We start from the raw sequence: 17,394 nt of genomic DNA on the forward strand, positions 1-17,394 counted from the left end.
CTTTAATATCTAAGTGGTATTTACCTTTGGCAGAATTATCTTAAGCTGAAACTAGTTTTAGAAACTAACTCATCGTTATCAAAAACATTGATAAAGTAAGTTCCTTTAGCGAAATCTTTACCTGGAAGATCTTCAACAACATTTACACTTTTGTTTTCATACTTTACAGTAGTTTTAAAGCTGTATGTTAAAGAATTATCTCCAAAGCTTTCTGTTTTTTTCTCGCCCAATACATTGTTTTTAGCGTCGATAACTTGAACATAATATGTTTTGTCACCAGATTTTGCAATTTGGTTTTCAGCAATTGTAAAACTTACTTTTAAAACATCAGCACGACTTGCTTTGTCTGTTTCGATTTGTTTACCAGAGCTTTTCAATTTGTAAGCTGCAGTTTTAGTGTTCAAAATTGATAATTTAGAACCTCTTTCTACTGTTTTAGCTAACTCCTCATTTTGACCAACTAATACTTCGTTGTATTTTTTAGACTCTCCTAAAACTACAATTGTACTATCTCTCTGAGTAGTTAAAACACCATTTTGTTTTTTCAACTCATCATTTTCAGCAACAAGAGTTTTCATTTTGCTCTGCATTGCCTGAACCTGAGATCTGTATTTAGAAACATCACCTTTAGACTTATTTAAATCATCCATTAAAGCAACTACTTTATCTCTCTCCTGGATTAATTCGTCAGACATTGAAGTATTTTCAGCAATTGCAGCATCATAAGTAGCTTTTAATTCCTGTAAATCTTTCATTACAGATTCTTTCTCTGTCAAAGTTGTGGTAAGTTCCGTTTTAACTACCTCTGTATCAGAAGATAATTTAAAAATATACACTAAGCTACCAATCAGTAGGACTGCTAAAACTGCGATTATCGCTTTTAGACTTGAATTGTTGTTCTTTGGGTTTTCCATATTTAAAAAAATTTTCTTTAATAACAAATTTAAGAATTAATATAAGGTAATAACGTAAGTTTCTACAATTATATTATTTTTGGAAAATAAATTTTTTTAATGGAGAAATTAATCCCTTTCACTATAAATGATTTAGCAAAAGTCACAAATCATCGAAGCGGTGAATTAAAGTTTGGAGAAAAAATGATTGTCATCCCTCCGGGAGTTGACAAAGTTAATTTTCTAAAAGAAAGTGAAGCTAAATATGTACTTCTTGGAATTCCGGAAGATATTGGTGTTCGCGCCAATTATGGAAGACCCGGAGCAGCTTCTGCATGGCAATGCGCAATAAAAAGTATTGCCAACATTCAACATAACAGATTTTGCAAAGGAAGTAACATTATTATTTTAGGACAAATTAATGTTGCCGATGAAATGCGCGAAGTAGAAAATCTCGATTTTAATGACATTGACGATCGTTCTAAATTAAGTCAGCTGGTTGAAAAAATAGACAAAGAAGTATCTCATATCATTTTTACTATAATTAAAGCCGGAAAAACACCTATAATTATCGGTGGAGGCCATAATAATGCTTATGGAAATATTAAAGGTGCCGCTTTAGCGAAAGGAAAACCTGTAAACGCGGTTAATTTCGACGCGCATTCTGATTTTAGAATCTTAGAAGGACGTCATAGCGGTAACGGATTCTCTTATGCTTATGAAGAAGGTTTCCTGAAAAAATATTTCATCTTCGGGCTTCACGAAAATTATACTTCAAAAAGTGTTTTAGATATCATTAAAAAATTGGAGGACAGAGTTCGTTATAATACATACGACAGTGTTAATATTCGAAAAGAAAAAGATTTCAACAGAGAAATGATCACTGCTCTTGATTTTATTAAGAATGATGCTTTTGGAATTGAAATTGACTTAGATGCAATCCCAAATATAGCAAGCAGCGCTATGACTATTAGCGGATTTTCTGTTGAAGAACTAAGACAATTTGTTTCCTTTTTTGGCGAACATAAAAATGCTGCCTACCTTCATATCTGCGAAGGAGCTCCCGATTTAGACAATTCTCCAAATAATAATTTAATTGGAAAACTGATTGGATATTTGGTTACTGACTTCATTAAAGCAAACATCGAAAAAGATTAATTAAGAGTTTCTGTAAATTTCAAAAACAAAGTAGTTTTCCCAAATAAAAGCCAATTCGAACAAACGATTGGCCGAATAAAACTATCTTTGCACGGCATTTTAGTAACTAAAACTAAAATACTTAATACCTAAGATATGTTATTCGAAGATTTATCACTTTCAAAAAGTATACAAAGAGCTGTATTTGAAGAAGGCTATTTAAATCCGACACCTATTCAGGAAAAATCGATTCCTGTTGTTTTAGAAGGTCGTGATTTAATTGGCTGTGCACAGACAGGAACAGGAAAAACGGCTGCATTTGCCATCCCTATTATACATCAGTTACACAGAATTGTAGGTTCATCAAAAAAAGCAAAACAAATTCGTGCGCTTGTTGTGACTCCAACGCGTGAATTAGCGGTTCAAATTGGCCAAAGTTTTGATACTTACGCCAAATACACCAATTTGACACAACTGACTATTTTTGGAGGGGTTTCCCAAAACCCTCAGGTTGATGCTTTAAAAAACAGGATAGATATTCTGGTTGCAACTCCGGGGCGTTTACTTGACCTTCATAAACAAGGCTTCCTTGATTTAAATCATCTGCACACTTTAGTACTTGATGAAGCCGATCAAATGCTGGATATGGGTTTTATAAACGATGTCAAAAAAATTGTAAAGCTTACACCAAAAAACAGACAAACATTACTTTTTTCTGCAACAATGCCAATTGCAATTCGTGAACTGGCAGAAATGTTCCTTCAGGATCCTGAAAAAGTAGAAGTTTCGCCTGTTTCGTCAACAGCCGAAAAAGTAGAACAACGTGTTTATTTTGTAGATAAAACAGAAAAAAGAAACTTATTGTACAGTTTAATAAAAGAAGAAAATCTATCTAACGTACTTGTTTTTTCGAGAACAAAACATGGTGCTGACAATGTTGTAAAAGCGCTTCGTAAAAAAGATATTCCTGCAGAAGCTATCCACGGGGACAAATCTCAAAATGCCAGACAAAGGGTTTTAGACGCCTTTAAAAATAAAGAAGTTGGCGTTTTGGTTGCGACAGATATTGCAGCAAGAGGAATTGACATTGAACAGTTGCCTTATGTAATCAATTTTGATTTACCTAATATTCCTGAAACTTATGTTCACCGAATTGGTCGTACAGGTCGTGCCGGAAATGGCGGAATTGCTATTTCTTTCTGTGGTAAGGACGAATTACCATACTGGAAAGACATTCAGAAATTAATTAAAGTTGATGTAAAAACAATTTCAGACCATCCGTATCAATGGCATTCAGGAAGTCCGGAAGCCGGAGAAAAACCTAAAAACTCAAACAGAAGCGGTGGAGCTCATAAATCGAGAAAATCCAATTCTTCTAAGAAAAATAAAAAACGCTGGTACTAAACAGCGTTTTTTTCTTTTATAAGGTAATTGATTATCTTAAACAATTTAACCGGCTCAAAAGGCTTAATAATGATATCATTCATACCGGACGAAAGCGCTTCGTCTGTTATCTCATCTTTATCAAAAGCAGTTAAAGCAACAATTGGAGTTTCTATTCCGGCGAGACGAATTCTTTTTGTAGTTTCAAAACCGTTCATTAAAGGCATATTAATATCCATTAAAATCAAGTCAAAAACTTCATCTTCCAGTATTTTAAGAGCAGCGTAACCATCATCAACCACTTTACAGGTATAATTATTCTTTTCGATAATTTTCTTTGTTACAAGCTGATTGATTAGATTGTCTTCTACTACTAAAATTTTATACACTTCATAAGAAGTCAAATCAACTTCAATCTCATCAATAATGCTTTTTGTCTTGGCAAGATCATGTTCAAATGCAATTTCAAACGAAAAAGAAGTTCCTTTTCCAAGATCGCTATCCAGCGTAATTGTACTTCCAAACAATCCCAGCAATCTCTTGACAATACTAAGCCCAAGTCCGGTTCCCTGATAATCTTCTTCTTTTCTTCCAACCTGTACGAATTTATCGAAGATTTTACTTTGATCCACAATAGCTATTCCGATACCATTATCACGAATCAGGAAATCCAGGAAATTCATCTTCCCTTCTACTTTACTTAATTTGACAACTATTTCAACCTGACCATCTTTTGTAAATTTAAGTGCATTACTCACTAAATTCATCAAAATTTGAGACAGGCGAAGTTTGTCTCCAATTAAATATTCCGGAATATCAGGATCAATATCAATTGAAATCCTGTTGTTATTTTTTTGAGAAAGAAAAGACAATGAGTTTTTTATAACCGTTATTTCGTCGGAAATATTAAATGTCAAATTTTCGAGAACAATTTTATTTTCTTCAATTTTATTAATCTGAAGAATATCATTTACCAGAGATAACAGGTACCGGGCAGAAAATTTAAGTGAACTTAAATGCTGACTTCTGGAGAGCTCTTTATGCTCTTCCAGCAACATATTTGTTATTCCGACAACACCATAAAGAGGAGTACGTAATTCATGGCTTATAGTCGAAATAAACTGTGTTTTAAGTAAAGAGGCTTCCTCTGCTATTTCTTTTGCTTTTAAAAGCTCCAGATTGTGTCTTTTCTTAAAGCGTATATTTTTTATTAAAGTGATAATTAAAAACAGTAGAATTAAAGAAATAAGCACAAAAAGAATTACAATAATTTTTGATTTTTTAAGACTTTGAGACTGCTCGACTTTCTCGTTTTCTATTTTGTTTATTTGTCTTCTGTACTCATCCAGTTCAAGTCCCAGTCCGGCAATGGAAGCTTTTTTAAGTTTCTTTATACTATAAATCTCGTTTGAAATAGCATTATGATTAATCAATGCCTGATAAGCTTCTTTATGCTTATTAATTTTATTGAGAAACTTTGAATATTCTAAGTAAACACTAGATAAATCTGTCTTTTCCTGAGCTTTTTTTCCTAATTCAATAGCATTCAAAAAATAATTGTTCGCGGCATTATTTTCGTTTTTATGACTTAAATAGATCCCGTTAAGCATATCAACAATAACCTCAGTAGATCCGTCGCTATATTTATTTTTGGCACTATTTATATATTTTAGAAAGAGATAGCCCTGTTCATAATTTTCGATATCAAAATAAGCCCATGTAATATTGACATTTGTAAAATATACTTCTTTTAAATCATTAATTTTCAAAGCATACGCAACTGCTTTTTTATAATAACGAATTCCTTCTTCAAACTGTTTCTTTTCAAAGCAATACATATTGCCTAAATTATTATAGACATTACTTTTTAAAGAATCGTTATTGGTTTTATCAGCATAATACAGACTTTTTTTGTAGAAAAAAATGGCTTTATCAAAGTCTGTTAATTCATTATAATTAGCTGCAATTATATTGTAAGACCGGGACATCAGACAATAATCTTTATTTAAAGTAGCAGCGTTTAACGCAGTTCTGGAAATTTTAAGGGATTGCTCAAAATTCGACTCCCTAAAGTTCAGGAGTGCATTTTTTACGAGTTTATCGAGCTTAGGATCTTTATTACAATTAGATTGAGATAATACCGAATTGGCACAGCAATTCAGTGCAAAAAAAAGAAGTAAAAAAATCCGTATTGGGGGCATTAATCGGCTAATTTTCTCAAATATACACTTTAAAATAAAAAAAAGCTGCATTTCATAAAAAAATACAGCTTTTCTATTATTTTTTAGATTATCAAGAAGAAAATATCCTAATCTTAGTGTTAAAATCTTTATTCTTTACTTTCTTCCCATTGTCCTACTACTGAGGTTGCTAATGCATTTCCAAGTACATTGGTTGCACTTCTGAACATATCACAAAAGTGATCAATTGGAAGGATTAAAGCAATACCTTCAACCGGAATATCAAACATTCCACAAGTTGCCGCTACAACAACCAAACTGGCTCTTGGAACACCTGCAATACCTTTACTGGTAAGCATTAAAACTAAAAGCATAGCCATCTGAGTTCCTAAATCCAAATGCACATTGTAGAACTGAGCAATAAAGATACTGGCAAAAGTCATATACATCATACTTCCGTCAAGGTTAAACGAATATCCCAGAGGCAACATGAAGGAAACAATTTTATCTTTTACACCAAAACCTTCTAATTCTTCTGTCAGTTTAGGAAATACAGCCTCACTACTTGTTGTACCAAAGGCAATTGCCAATGGTCCTGTAATACGTTTTAATAACTCAGTCATTCTTCCTTTTAAGAAAATATAACCTACAGCAATCAGTATAGCCCATAAAGTACTGATACCGATTAAAAACGATCCGAAAAATTTAAAATATGTAATGATCAACTCTTCCGCATCTCTAATAGCAAATACGGCTGCAATTGCACCAAAAACTCCAATTGGAGCAAAGTTCATTACATAATTTACCATTTTTAATACAATATGCGAAAGCTTATCAAAAGCCCCAACAATTGGTTTCACAGTTGATCCTAAAGATGCAGCTGCTAAACCAAAGAAAATAGAGAAAACTACAATTTGTAATATCTCATTTGTAGCCATTGCTTCTATGATGCTTTTTGGCACTATATGTTCGACGAAGTTATCAAAAGAAAGATTTTGTGTTTTGCCGGTAACTTCAGAAGCTGCTGCCATATCAACATGCTCCAGTTTTAAACCAACACCTGGCTGCAAAACATTTACATAAAATAATCCGATTAAAAGAGAAATAAAAGAAGCGGTAAAAAACCATCCAATAGCTTTTCCTCCAATTCTTCCCACCGTTTTAATATCTCCCAATTTTGCAATTCCAACTACCAGAGTAGTAAAAACCAATGGGGAAATAATCATTTGCACCAAACGAATAAAGATGGTAGCCAGCATTTTTATTTTACTGCTAAATGCCTGCGCTGCTTCTGGCGAAATGCTGTTGTGCAGTATAATTCCTAAAACGGCTCCAAGAACCATAGCAATTATAATTTGCCCTGTTAATCCCGAAAGAAATGATTTTTTTTTAGTTTCTGTAACTTCTTGCATTAATGTATTTTTTGATTATTAAAATATAAGACCCTCACTGTCTTACCTTTTATTAATATGTTTTGTTGATTAAATAAAAATCAGCCAAAACAATTGCTGCCATTGCTTCTACAATAGGCACTGCGCGAGGCACTACACACGGATCATGACGTCCTTTTCCTGTCATGGGTGTAATATTTCCTTTATTATCTAATGAGTCCTGAGTTTGCATAATTGTTGCAACAGGTTTAAAAGCTACTCTAAAGTAGATATCCATCCCGTTACTGATTCCGCCCTGAATTCCTCCCGAAAGATTTGTTTTTGTAGATCCGTCAGGGTTATATAAATCGTTGTGTTCGCTTCCTTTCATTTCAGAACCGGAGAAACCGCTTCCGTATTCAAAACCTTTTACCGCATTGATAGAAAGCATTGCTTTTCCTAATTCAGCATGAAGTTTATCAAAAACCGGTTCACCTAAACCAACCGGAACATTCTGAATCACACAAGTTACAACACCTCCAACAGTATCGCCCTGTTTGCGAATATCACGAATATATTCTTCCATAATCGCAGCCGATTTTTCGTCCGGACAACGAACCGGATTGCTTTCAATTTTTGAAAAATCCAATTCTTGGTAAGGAGTTTCTAAATGAATTGGCCCAACAGAAGAAACATAAGCATTGAACTTAATCTCCGGAAGCATTTGTTTTGCAATTGCACCAGCTACTACCCTGCTTGCTGTCTCTCTTGCAGAACTTCTTCCACCACCGCGATAATCACGAAAACCATATTTCTGATCATAAACATAATCAGCGTGGCTCGGTCTGTAATTATCTTTTATATGTGAATAGTCATCTGACTTTTGATTGGTATTTGGAATAATAAAACCAATTGGGGTTCCTGTAGTTTTTCCTTCAAAGATTCCAGATAAAAACTGAACTGCATCCGGTTCTTTTCTTTGTGTTACAATTGCCGACTGGCCCGGTTTTCTTCTTGCCATGTCTAGTTCAATCGCTTCAAAATCAAGTTGTATTCCTGGAGGGCATCCGTCAATAATGCCGCCTAAAGCTTCACCATGAGATTCTCCAAATGTAGTCACTTTATATAGGGTGCCGTAGCTATTTCCTGCCATTGTATTTTGTTTTGAGCAAATGTAAGTTTTATGAATTAAATTAAAAAATTTAAAACTGGTATTATTAACTAAACATTAAATCGATTAAAAATCACAATTTGGTAAAATTATCCTCATTTTCATAACCTTTTGATAAAATAAATCTCTGCGGATTTTTCTTAATTTGTAAAACTTCAAATCAAGAAAAATTGAAAAAAAGAAATGTCGAACTGGTGATTCTTTCTGATGTTCATTTAGGAACTTACGGAAGTCATGCAAAAGAACTAAACAACTATCTTTCAAGCATTAAACCCAAAACTTTAGTCTTAAACGGAGATATAATCGATGCGTGGCAGTTTAGAAAATCTTACTTTCCTAAAGCACATTTAAGAGTCATTCAGCGCATTATTGGAATGGCTTCTAAAGGAACTAAGGTGTATTACATTACTGGAAACCATGATGAAATACTTCGTAAATTCAGTGACATGAATATGGGAAATTTTGCTTTGGTCGATAAATTAGTTTTAGAATTAGACGATAAAAAAGCGTGGATTTTTCACGGAGATGTGTTTGATGCTTCTGTACAACATTCAAAATGGATTGCAAAACTGGGTGGATTAGGTTATGATTATTTAATTCTTATGAACCGATTTGTAAATTGGTGTTTATCAAAACTGGGACGTGAACCGTATTCGTTTTCTAAAAAAATAAAAGCGAGTGTTAAAAAAGCGGTTAAATTTATTTCTGATTTCGAAACTACAGCAACAGATTTAGCAATCGAGAAAAACTACGATTATGTAATCTGCGGTCATATTCACGAACCAAAAATTATGACCAAAGAAAACAAACACGGATCTACATTATATTTGAATTCCGGTGACTGGGTAGAAAACTTAACCGCTCTTGAATACCATAAAAAACGTTGGAAACTATTCTCCTACAAAGCAAGTAATTTTGTTGAAGAAGAAAACCTTTTTGAAATGGAAGACATTCTGACTTCACAATTAATATCTTCGATAATATTAAAATAATTTTACTTTTATAGCCTTCAAAACAAGCAGATTGTAGTATTTATAAATCAAAAATGTAAATTATATAACAATTTTCAAAAATATTATACGTTCTCTGTATAACTGTAATAATACATTTGAAAAAAATAATTTAACCATTTTTATGAAAAAGATAATATTATCTGCCATTATGCTTTTTGGATTAGCATTTACGGCTCAATCACAAGAAATTTCAAAACACGCATTAGGATTGCGTTTAGGAGACAACAACGGATTTGGTGGTGAAGTCTCATACCAATTAGGATTAAATCAAAAAAACAGACTTGAATTCGATTTAGGCTGGAGAAACAGCAGAGATGTAGACGCTATCAAAGGAGTAGCTCTTTACCAATGGGTTTGGAACATCGAAGGAGGATTTAACTGGTACGCTGGTGTCGGTGGAGGTCTAGCTGCCTGGGATTACGATTATTATAACAATAATTACAGATATAAAGACAGCGGAACTTATGTATTTGCAGCAGGAGATGTTGGTATCGAATACAGATTTAAAGAAGTACCACTTACATTATCTTTAGATGCAAGACCTGAAATTGGTTCTGGATACTATGATGATGATAATTTTGGATTTGACGTTGGTTTAGGAGTTAAATTCAGATTCTAAACAAAAATAAAAAATAATTGTAAAAAGAAAATCCTGTCATTGCAAAGTGACAGGATTTCTTTTTTTTGAATATTAAGCTTTCTACTTAATGATAATTTCTTTCTTAGAATGAATTTTCACAACAGTATAAGGATATGAAATAACCTGCATTGTCATAGCGTCCTTAGCCGGACTATTTTCTTTTACGGTTATGATAATATTCTTATCTGTTTCTTCTACTTTTTCAACGTCGATAGAATAACCGCTGGTATTTTTTTCTCCCATATTCAAAATCACATAATTATAATCATGAACATTTGGATTCTTCATCTTGTCAGCCAAAAGCGGATCATTTTCAAGCATTTTAATTTCGTTTGGCTCAGTCAAAATTTCAAAAAACTTAATATTTCCGCCACCGTCGGACTGTTTAGTCAAAACCTCATATAATGCGTTTGAATTTTCAACTTTTTTCACCCCGCAAGAAACCAAAACAAAAATTGTCAAAATAGAAATTACCTTTTTCATTTATATCCTTTTAAGATTTAGTGTTTTCGTACTTATAATCATCAACCGCTTTTTGGTACAAAGCTTCGTACTTAGGCAGAATATTTTTAATATCAAACTTTCTGGCTACTTCCAGAGCATTTGCTTTAAACTGACTTAAAACTGCATCATCTTTTAATATTTTCAGAGCATTTTCCGCCATTTCTTCTACGTTTCCAACATTGCTTAAGTATCCTGAAAAACCGTCAAAATTAACTTCTGGCAATCCTCCTGAATTACTTGAAATTACCGGAACTCCGCATGCCATTGCTTCTAATGCAGCCAAACCAAAACTTTCCGTTTCAGAAGGCAATAAAAACAAGTCAGTCATACACAATATTTTATCAATTTCATGACTGTTCCCAAAGAAAATCACCTTGTCTAAAATCCCTAATTCCTGGCATAAAATCTCCGCTTTTTCTTTTTCAGGTCCGTCTCCCACCATCATTAACTTCGCAGGAATTTCTTTCTGAACATTATAGAAAATCTTAATAATATCCGGAATACGTTTTACTTTTCTAAAATTACTAATATGAGTTATAATACGCTCATTTTCATTTGCCATTACATAACGATGACAAGGTGCATTAGGATCTTTCTTAACCTTATCCAGCTCAATAAAGTTAGGAATCACTTTAATTTTGTTCTTGATTTTAAACAACTTCAAAGTATCATCTTTCAAACTCTGAGAAACTGAAGTCACATAATCTGATTTGTTGATACTAAAAGTTACTGCCGGTTTGTAAAAAGGATGATTTCCAACTAAAGTAATATCAGTTCCGTGAAGCGTTGTAATCATTGGCAAATTAATACCCTCGTTTTTCAGCATTTGTTTCGCCATATAACCTGCGTATGCGTGCGGAATTGCATAATGTACGTGCAATAGTTCAATTTTGTACAATTTAACCATATCGACCAATTTGCTCGATAACGCTAATTCATAAGGCTGATAATGAAACAATGGGTATTCCGGAACATTTACTTCGTGATAATGAACATTCGGATTCAAAAGCGCCAGTCTCACTGGCTGACTGTATGTAATAAAATGTATTTCGTGTCCTCTTCTGGCTAATTCGAGACCTAACTCCGTGGCTACTACACCACTACCTCCAAAAGTAGGATAACAAACAATTGCTATTTTCATGGATTAAATTTAATTCTACGAAAATACTCAAAAATCACATTTAAATAAGCTTTTAAATTGTTAGATTTTTGACAAAATTAGATTAATTTCAGTTCATAAATATTTTTAGGAGCAGTACAATATCGGTCAAAAGAACGAGTCGTCCCGCTGTCCGCTATATCTTTTATGGCGAACCCCGCCATAAAAGGATATCACTACCATCGGGGCTAAAAAATAACATTTTGTTTTTCAGTTCCCGTTTTCTACAACTGAGCTACAACAAACAAAACAATCTGAATCAGCAGTAACAACCAGAAAAACATCAAAGAAGGTTCTACCGATTCTGAAATAAAACCATTTATTTTCATAGAAACTATCTCTGACAATTTTAGATCTTCTTTACTAAAATCAACATCATCCAATCTTATTTTTTGAAACAGATAATTAATAATTCTCTTTTTAATTCTGGAAGTTTCTTTGTCATTTTTATTGGCTTCCAACAACTTCAATCTTAACATTGACTCATCAGACATTGAACTTACCCAGTGATTTGATCCCGCTAATTTATCTGTCAGAAGGATCACTTTAGAATCAATATAACCTGCAAATGTTTTGTTTTTCCATGCCAAGTAAATCATTTGTTGTATTGCCGCTTTATTAGCAATCACAAAATATAAAAAGGAAAAAACAGGTGCTCCCGCAAATAAAATAAATCCGCAAATATTATTAAAAAACAAGCCTGCTAAAAAAGCATACGCATTCCCGTGTCCACCTCCTGCAAACTCAGCATTTTGAAAAAGAATTATTAAAAAACAGCTTATTGTAAACACATTTCCACTAATCATTATAAACAACCATTTCAGACTTGACTTAGCCGAAATACCCGCCACTATCTTAATTTCTTCTTTCATAAAATTTAAATTATATTGTTTAGGTTTCAGAAAACAATAATACTGAATTAACAATTAAAATCCTACCGGAAATAAAAAAAGGCATGAAAACTAAATTTCATACCTTCTCTCGTTTATCGTAAAATAATCTTAAAAAAATCTGCTGTGCCAACTGTCAGCAGCAGTAACTTCCCAAGCATCATTAAATTCTTCAATGTTCGTAACCAGATTATTAAATACAATTGTATTTCCGGTTACCGCTTTGTCTTTCACCATTTTCTTGAAATCAATCAATGGTTTGTGGGCAATATGTTCTCCAAGTTTAAAAGTAACGTTCATTTTATCTAATAAATCGACGTCGTATTTTTTCTCTAAACTTTGGATAAATTCTACCGAACTATCAATAGAACATCCTGTAGCTGCCTGCACTTCCTGATTCACAGCTAATATTATAAATCTATTGTATTTTAATAAATACGAAGCTTCCAGACTTGTGCCGTGTGCAGCCCATTGTTCCACAAAAGCTTTCAGGTCATTTTCAATTTCAGAAAACTCTTCCTCAGAAAATTTTCTGTTCGATTGATAAATCCAGACTCTGGACTCACCTGGCAAATTTTCAAAAGGTATATACATTTTATTTTTTGTTTATTTTATTTGTTTTGTTTCAGGTTTCGAGTTAAAAAACTTAGCATCTTAGAAACTTAGAACCTTAGCATCTTTTTTACAAATCTTGCGCATTTGCTATTAACTCCGCAACATCCATCACTTTTACCTCGCCTTCTTTATGTGCATGCTTAATTCCATCTGTTAACATCGTATTACAGAATGGACAACCGGCCGCAATAATATCTGGTTGTACTTCAAGAGCATCTTCAGTACGCAATACATTTACTTCTTTGTTCCCTGGTTCAGCATCTTTAAACATTTGCGCTCCACCAGCCCCACAACATAAACCGTTTGCTTTAGAACGTTTCATTTCAACTAATTCAACATCCAGTTTTTCAATTAAATCTCTAGGCGCCTCATAAACTTTATTCGCTCTTCCTAAATAACATGGATCGTGAAAAGTAATTTTCTTTCCTTTAAACTGACCTCCTTCAACAGTTAACCTCCCATCATTAATTAGTGATTTCAAAAACTCTGTATGATGAATAACCTCGTAATTTCCTCCCAATTCAGGATATTCATTCTTTAGTGTATTAAAACAGTGTGGACAAGCTGTAACAATTTTCTTTGCCTCATAAGCATTCAGAACTTCAATATTCATCATCGCCTGCATCTGAAACAAAAATTCGTTACCGGCTCTTTTTGCAGGATCTCCTGTACAGCTTTCTTCTGTTCCCAGAACCGCAAAAGATACATTCGTACGATTTAAAATTCGTACAAACGCTTTGGTAATTTTTTTTGCTCTATCATCAAAACTTCCTGCGCAACCTACCCAAAACAAAACTTCTGGTTGTTTTCCTTCGGCAAGCATTTCTGCCATTGTTGGCACTACTAAACTTTCTGACATTTCTCTCTCTTTTGTTTAAAGTTTAAAGTTTCAAATTTTATTCTGAAATCTGAATTCTTAATTAATATCGTGAACCAAAAACTAGTTCTCGTTTTTCCAATTTAATCGGTCTTGTTGGCTATACTGCCAAGGTGCTCCATTATTTTCTATGTTCGTCATCATGGCATTTAATGACATTGGCGCAGCACTTTGCTCCATAACCAAGTAACGACGCATATCCATAATAATAGATAACGGACTAATATTTACTGGACATTCTTCCACACAAGCGTTACAAGATGTACAAGCCCATAATTCTTCTGGTGTGATATAATCGTTTAAAAGTGATTTATTATCTGGAACAAAAACTCCTTTATTGGCATCAATATTTTTACCAACTTCAGTTAAACGATCTCTTGTATCCATCATAATTTTACGAGGAGACAATTTTTTTCCTGTTTGATTTGCCGGACAAGAAGATGTACAACGGCCACACTCTGTACAAGTATAAGCATTTAATAATTGCACCCAGTTTAAATCCTGAACATCACTTGCGCCAAATTTAGAAGGAGTCGCATTTTCATCAACAGGCGCTGCAGCAAACGGATCAGCATTAGGATCCATCATCAACTTAACCTCTTTTGTAACCGAAGCTAAATTATCAAACTGACCTTCCGGTTTCAAGTTTGCAAAATAGGTATTTGGGAAAGCCAAAAGAATATGCAAATGTTTTGAAAAGTACAAATAGTTCATAAAAACCAAAATACCTGCAATATGCAACCACCAGAAAACTTCAAATAAAAGTCCAACCAATTCGTTTGATGTACCATTAAAAATAGGCGCAATAAATTGGCTTATTGGATAACTTCCTGCTTTATGAAAATGAGAATAACCACCCGGAACATTCTGCAAATGCAAATCAGCAGCATTCATCAATAAGAACAAAATCATTAAAACGGTCTCGAAATACAAAATATAATTTGCATCGCTTTTTGGAAATCCGTTTAAGTCAGAATTGATAAAACGTTTTAGACGAATAACATTTCTTCTGATCCAGAAAACAGTAACAGAAAAAATTACAAGTATCGCCAGTATCTCAAATGAAGCAATCAAAACATCATAAACCACACCTAAATAAGGCGCAAAAATTCTATGTGTTCCAAAAAGTCCATCAATAATAATTTCTAATAATTCAATATTAATAATTATAAAACCTACATATACAAAAATATGCAGTATTCCGGCAACAGGGCGTCTCACCATTTTTGACTGCCCAAGTGCAATCAAAGCCATGTTTTTCCAACGAGCTTTAGGATTATCTTTTCGATCTACATCAACTCCCAGATTAATGTTTCGAATAATCTTTTTCACGCTCGCTGCAAAAAAGCCGAAACCAACTATAAGAAGTATGGCAAATAAAATATTATCTAAATAACTCATTTATAATTATTTTTTATCAGTTGAGTTTGTTTCTTCTGTTGGTGCCACGTATGGTTTATTTTTCTTTCCGAAAAGAGAAACGTTTACGTAACGGGTTGGATAAAGACGTACGTCCTGTAATAAAAGTTCAAGCTCTTTTGAAGTTTTAGTCAAATTATTATACAATGCTTCATCATTTAATAATTTACCGGCTGTACCTTTTCCTGAATTTAAGTTAGCCATTAAAGCATCTACTTTAGCCAACATCTGGTTTAAATTACGAACTGTTTTTCCTAAATCAGCTTTGTTTAAAGAATCAGAAATTTTATTAAAGTTATTTGACACTTTATTAAAATTCGAAACCATTCCATTAATCTGCCCTTTATTAGTATCTAAAATATTGTTTAGACTTCCGGAAGCTTTATGAAACTGTGTCATGGTCTGACTTAATTCAGCAATTGTTTTCTTTAGATTTTCCTGTGTATTTTTATCTAAAGTATTATTCAATCCTGTAACCAGAACATCAATATTGACAAGCATTTTATCAAGTTTCTGCTGAATTGGCTCAATTTTACCTCCTAAAGATTCTGTTAATCCAAGCTCTACAGTCGATGCTAATTTTTGTCCATCTTCTGCCAATTCTTTATCAGCAAAATTTGGAACAATTTTAATCTGTTTTCCTGCAATTAAGCTTGGAGAATAAATTGTAGCCGTACTTGTTTTGGTAATTGGAAAATCTGTTTTTAATTGAAGTTCAACTAATAATTTCCCTGTTACTTCGTCAATTGTGATTTTATTTACTTTACCAATCGCTAGTCCGTTTAAGGTAACTGGTGCTGAAAGTGACAAATCTTCAACATTATCATATTCGGCATATAAAATGGTATAATTTGTAAAAAGATCTTTGCCTTTTAAAAAACTATATCCCCAAATAAATAATAAAATCGATACGATGACTAATATAGCCGTTTTAATTTCTCTTGTTAGTTTCAAAATTCTAAGTGTTTGTACAAAATTAATATAAATATTCGAACTTGGGCTTATTATTTAATTGCGTCCTGAATACTGATTTTTTCTCCGTCTTTGGTAGCTACTAAAAAAGCTGCGCCATATCCTTTACCTTTAGCCTCTTGCAAGAATTTTTGTGCTGTTTCGTAACTGGAAGTTTCTTCGTAGAAATATTTATAAATATTATTTTCATATACCATTGATACATTTTTCAGTCCCTTAAAATTTTTAGGTTCCAATGGTGTTTTTTTTATACTTGCAATAAGCTGTACTTTAAAAAATGTTCCTTTTGGTCCATTTTTCGCAACAGCAACCGGAGTAGTTGTTTTCGGTTTTGCAGGAGTAGTATCTCTTATGGGCCGACTCTCAGGAACTTCAGTTCCTGTCCCAAAGTATTCTCTTTTATAACTTAAAATAGCTTCGGCAATCGCTCTCGCTATATCGTCTTGTCCTTCTTCAGAATTTAAAATATTTCCTTCTGTCGGATTCGAAACAAAACCTGTCTCAACCAAAACTCTAGGCATATAAGCTTTATGAAGCACCATAAAAGGAGCTTGTTTAACACCTCCCTGGCGAAGTTTTTTTCCTAACTTTTCAAAATTATCTTCAATTTTAGTTGCAAGCGAAATACTATTATCCAAATATTCTTCCTGCATTAATGTCATTCCAATCATTGATTCCGGAGAATTTGGATCATATCCTTCATATTTACGTTTATAATCTTTTTCCAACGTAATTACGGAGTTCTCTTTTTTTGCAGCCTCAAGGTTAGAAGCAACTTTACTTAGACCCATTACATAAGTTTCAGTTCCGTCTGCAGCGGTATTTTTATTGGCATTACAGTGAATAGATACAAAAATATTCGAATTTGCTCTGTTTGCTATATTGGCTCTTTCAACCAAATCTATGAAAACATCTGTTTTACGGGTATAAATTACATTAACATTCGGATTAAGCTCTAAAATCTTCCCTACTTTCAAAACAATAGCTAAAGCAATATTTTTTTCGATCCTACCACTGTAAACTGCTCCAAAGTCATGATCTCCATGTCCGGCGTCAAGTGTAACCTTAAATACATTTGACTGACTATGAGCGCAAAAAGACAGAAATGTTAGAGATAAAGCAAATATTACCTTAAATTTGTTAATTCTATTCATAAATCTAAAAGTTAATT

At 33.2% G+C, this 17,394-nt stretch carries 16 protein-coding genes; 4 read left to right on the top strand and 12 right to left on the bottom strand.

Translation table 11 applies throughout. From position 1 onward, the window contains the following. Positions 1 to 35 precede the first annotated feature (35 nt). Positions 36 to 914 carry a hypothetical protein gene (locus tag HYN56_RS22025; protein ID WP_109194166.1) on the bottom strand — a complete coding sequence of 293 codons (879 nt, stop codon included), beginning with the start codon at positions 912 to 914 and terminating at the stop codon, positions 36 to 38. A 99-nt stretch (positions 915 to 1,013) separates the two neighbouring features. Between HYN56_RS22025 and HYN56_RS22030 the strand changes: the two genes are divergently transcribed. After that, entirely contained in the window at positions 1,014 to 2,051 is a 1,038-nt protein-coding gene (locus HYN56_RS22030) for a formimidoylglutamase (RefSeq protein ID WP_109194167.1), read from the top strand. 135 nt (positions 2,052 to 2,186) lie between these two features. After that, the gene (locus tag HYN56_RS22035; protein WP_109194168.1) at positions 2,187 to 3,434 is read left to right on the top strand and encodes a DEAD/DEAH box helicase; all 1,248 of its coding nucleotides are present in this window, start codon (positions 2,187 to 2,189) and stop codon (positions 3,432 to 3,434) included. Here the strand turns inward: HYN56_RS22035 and HYN56_RS22040 are convergent. From HYN56_RS22040 to aroC, 3 genes are all read right to left on the bottom strand, one after another. Continuing rightward, positions 3,431 to 5,401, bottom strand: coding sequence for a response regulator (locus tag HYN56_RS22040; RefSeq protein ID WP_240622614.1), 1,971 nt, complete (start codon positions 5,399 to 5,401; stop codon positions 3,431 to 3,433). The two genes, HYN56_RS22035 and HYN56_RS22040, sit on opposite strands and share 4 nt — an antisense overlap. Positions 5,402 to 5,742: 341 nt before the next feature. After that, complete coding sequence (locus HYN56_RS22045; protein ID WP_109194170.1) at positions 5,743 to 7,005, bottom strand: dicarboxylate/amino acid:cation symporter; 1,263 nt, start codon at positions 7,003 to 7,005, stop codon at positions 5,743 to 5,745. 52 nt (positions 7,006 to 7,057) lie between these two features. Further along, positions 7,058 to 8,116, bottom strand: a complete 1,059-nt coding sequence (gene aroC, locus HYN56_RS22050; protein WP_109194171.1) for a chorismate synthase — start codon at positions 8,114 to 8,116, stop codon at positions 7,058 to 7,060. A gap of 188 nt (positions 8,117 to 8,304) precedes the next feature. Here aroC and HYN56_RS22055 point away from each other — a divergent pair, with 188 nt between their 5' ends. Both HYN56_RS22055 and HYN56_RS22060 read left to right on the top strand, forming a co-directional pair. After that, the gene (locus HYN56_RS22055) at positions 8,305 to 9,126 is read left to right on the top strand and encodes a UDP-2,3-diacylglucosamine diphosphatase (RefSeq protein ID WP_109194172.1); all 822 of its coding nucleotides are present in this window, start codon (positions 8,305 to 8,307) and stop codon (positions 9,124 to 9,126) included. 142 nt (positions 9,127 to 9,268) lie between these two features. Continuing rightward, entirely contained in the window at positions 9,269 to 9,766 is a 498-nt protein-coding gene (locus HYN56_RS22060) for a hypothetical protein (protein ID WP_109194173.1), read from the top strand. Positions 9,767 to 9,847: 81 nt separating this feature from the next. Here the strand turns inward: HYN56_RS22060 and HYN56_RS22065 are convergent, their stop codons facing one another. The 8 genes from HYN56_RS22065 to HYN56_RS22100 form a co-directional block, all read right to left on the bottom strand. Beyond that, positions 9,848 to 10,270 carry a protease complex subunit PrcB family protein gene (locus tag HYN56_RS22065; RefSeq protein WP_109194174.1) on the bottom strand — a complete coding sequence of 141 codons (423 nt, stop codon included), beginning with the start codon at positions 10,268 to 10,270 and terminating at the stop codon, positions 9,848 to 9,850. Between the two features lie 10 nt (positions 10,271 to 10,280). After that, positions 10,281 to 11,432 carry an N-acetyl-alpha-D-glucosaminyl L-malate synthase BshA gene (gene bshA / locus HYN56_RS22070; protein WP_109194175.1) on the bottom strand — a complete coding sequence of 384 codons (1,152 nt, stop codon included), beginning with the start codon at positions 11,430 to 11,432 and terminating at the stop codon, positions 10,281 to 10,283. A 242-nt stretch (positions 11,433 to 11,674) separates the two neighbouring features. Next, positions 11,675 to 12,322, bottom strand: a complete 648-nt coding sequence (locus HYN56_RS22075; RefSeq protein ID WP_109194176.1) for a hypothetical protein — start codon at positions 12,320 to 12,322, stop codon at positions 11,675 to 11,677. A 129-nt stretch (positions 12,323 to 12,451) separates the two neighbouring features. Then, on the bottom strand, positions 12,452 to 12,934 hold the full coding sequence (locus HYN56_RS22080; RefSeq protein ID WP_109194177.1) for an ABC transporter ATPase: 483 nt from the start codon (positions 12,932 to 12,934) through the stop codon (positions 12,452 to 12,454). A gap of 88 nt (positions 12,935 to 13,022) precedes the next feature. Further along, positions 13,023 to 13,814, bottom strand: a complete 792-nt coding sequence (locus tag HYN56_RS22085) for a (Fe-S)-binding protein (RefSeq protein ID WP_109194178.1) — start codon at positions 13,812 to 13,814, stop codon at positions 13,023 to 13,025. 81 nt (positions 13,815 to 13,895) lie between these two features. Next, positions 13,896 to 15,233, bottom strand: coding sequence for a (Fe-S)-binding protein (locus HYN56_RS22090; RefSeq protein WP_109194179.1), 1,338 nt, complete (start codon positions 15,231 to 15,233; stop codon positions 13,896 to 13,898). A 6-nt stretch (positions 15,234 to 15,239) separates the two neighbouring features. Further along, complete coding sequence (locus HYN56_RS22095; protein ID WP_109194180.1) at positions 15,240 to 16,205, bottom strand: MlaD family protein; 966 nt, start codon at positions 16,203 to 16,205, stop codon at positions 15,240 to 15,242. 50 nt (positions 16,206 to 16,255) lie between these two features. Next, positions 16,256 to 17,377 carry an N-acetylmuramoyl-L-alanine amidase family protein gene (locus tag HYN56_RS22100; protein ID WP_109194906.1) on the bottom strand — a complete coding sequence of 374 codons (1,122 nt, stop codon included), beginning with the start codon at positions 17,375 to 17,377 and terminating at the stop codon, positions 16,256 to 16,258. Between the last annotated feature and the right edge of the window lie 17 nt (positions 17,378 to 17,394).

The sequence above is a fragment of the Flavobacterium crocinum genome, from assembly GCF_003122385.1.
GTDB classification, from domain to species: Bacteria; Bacteroidota; Bacteroidia; order Flavobacteriales; family Flavobacteriaceae; genus Flavobacterium; species Flavobacterium crocinum.

Coding starts and splice junctions, on each gene's coding strand:
- HYN56_RS22025 (WP_109194166.1), bottom strand. CDS start 914: ATGGAAAACCCAAAGAACAACAATTCAAGTCTAAAAGCGATAATCGCA.
- HYN56_RS22030 (WP_109194167.1), top strand. CDS start 1,014: ATGGAGAAATTAATCCCTTTCACTATAAATGATTTAGCAAAAGTCACA.
- HYN56_RS22035 (WP_109194168.1), top strand. CDS start 2,187: ATGTTATTCGAAGATTTATCACTTTCAAAAAGTATACAAAGAGCTGTA.
- HYN56_RS22040 (WP_240622614.1), bottom strand. CDS start 5,401: ATGTCCCGGTCTTACAATATAATTGCAGCTAATTATAATGAATTAACA.
- HYN56_RS22045 (WP_109194170.1), bottom strand. CDS start 7,005: ATGCAAGAAGTTACAGAAACTAAAAAAAAATCATTTCTTTCGGGATTA.
- aroC (WP_109194171.1), bottom strand. CDS start 8,116: ATGGCAGGAAATAGCTACGGCACCCTATATAAAGTGACTACATTTGGA.
- HYN56_RS22060 (WP_109194173.1), top strand. CDS start 9,269: ATGAAAAAGATAATATTATCTGCCATTATGCTTTTTGGATTAGCATTT.
- HYN56_RS22065 (WP_109194174.1), bottom strand. CDS start 10,270: ATGAAAAAGGTAATTTCTATTTTGACAATTTTTGTTTTGGTTTCTTGC.
- bshA (WP_109194175.1), bottom strand. CDS start 11,432: ATGAAAATAGCAATTGTTTGTTATCCTACTTTTGGAGGTAGTGGTGTA.
- HYN56_RS22075 (WP_109194176.1), bottom strand. CDS start 12,322: ATGAAAGAAGAAATTAAGATAGTGGCGGGTATTTCGGCTAAGTCAAGT.
- HYN56_RS22080 (WP_109194177.1), bottom strand. CDS start 12,934: ATGTATATACCTTTTGAAAATTTGCCAGGTGAGTCCAGAGTCTGGATT.
- HYN56_RS22085 (WP_109194178.1), bottom strand. CDS start 13,814: ATGTCAGAAAGTTTAGTAGTGCCAACAATGGCAGAAATGCTTGCCGAA.
- HYN56_RS22090 (WP_109194179.1), bottom strand. CDS start 15,233: ATGAGTTATTTAGATAATATTTTATTTGCCATACTTCTTATAGTTGGT.
- HYN56_RS22100 (WP_109194906.1), bottom strand. CDS start 17,377: ATGAATAGAATTAACAAATTTAAGGTAATATTTGCTTTATCTCTAACA.